Consider the following 782-nt stretch of genomic DNA (forward strand, 5'->3'; position numbering starts at 1 on the left):
TTTTCCGTGATATGTACGAAGGCATTTACGGTCACAAACCAAACATAATGGTTATTCACGCAGGTCTTGAGTGTGGCCTATTTAAAGAACCGTACCCGAACATGGACATGGTTTCTTTCGGCCCAACGATCAAGTTCCCTCACTCTCCTGATGAAAAAGTGAAGATTGATACCGTTCAACTGTTCTGGGATCAAATGGTAGCGCTTCTAGAAGCAATTCCTGAGAAAGCGTAATCCAAACGCGACAACAAAACAAAAAGGGTGCCTCGGCACCCTTTTTTATTGCTATTTGTCACGAGAGTATCGCGAATTATGCACGAGTTTGCGCGTACGCTGCTAGCTCATCCATAGAAGTCTTCGCGACCACTTCACCATTGATGTAGTAAGTAACAAACTCACCCTCACGTACACCCATTAACGTCGCTTTTTCGCCATTGTTGTATGTGATGTTCATCTGAACCGTATTTTCATCGATTTGGTGCATTTGACCTTGCTCGATAACGCGGTTGTTTGTAAGTGGGCCAATCGGCGCTGTTGTAAGCGACTTATCTAGCTGGTGGTTTACATCAATGTAAGTGTCCATCTTAGTATCGAAGATGTGTGGTTTGCCGTTTAGCGGGTTTTTACCAGTCCAGAACTCTAGAGAGTTAAATACGATGTAGTCAGCTGCGATTGCCACACCGTAAACTGGTGCCATAAGCATGTTTAGACCACCACGAGCGTAACGGTTATCTACCGCTTTCAAGTTGAACCCCATAACATAGCCAGTTACCGCGTTGCTGC

The 782-nt window shown here is 45.0% G+C and carries 1 protein-coding gene and 1 pseudogene; one reads left to right on the plus strand and one right to left on the minus strand.

What is annotated here, in order from left to right; genetic code table 11:
* A pseudogene (locus tag R7Z49_RS24425) lies at positions 1-233 on the plus strand (cytosol nonspecific dipeptidase); the annotation flags it as partial.
* A 76-nt stretch (positions 234-309) separates the two neighbouring features.
* Here the strand turns inward: R7Z49_RS24425 and R7Z49_RS24430 are convergent.
* On the minus strand, positions 310-782 hold a 473-nt coding region (locus R7Z49_RS24430), incomplete at its 5' end, for a DUF3332 family protein (protein ID WP_318112284.1).

Origin of the sequence: Vibrio sp. 1562, from assembly GCF_033340155.1 — a bacterium.
In the GTDB taxonomy this organism is placed as follows: domain Bacteria; phylum Pseudomonadota; class Gammaproteobacteria; order Enterobacterales; family Vibrionaceae; genus Vibrio; species Vibrio alginolyticus.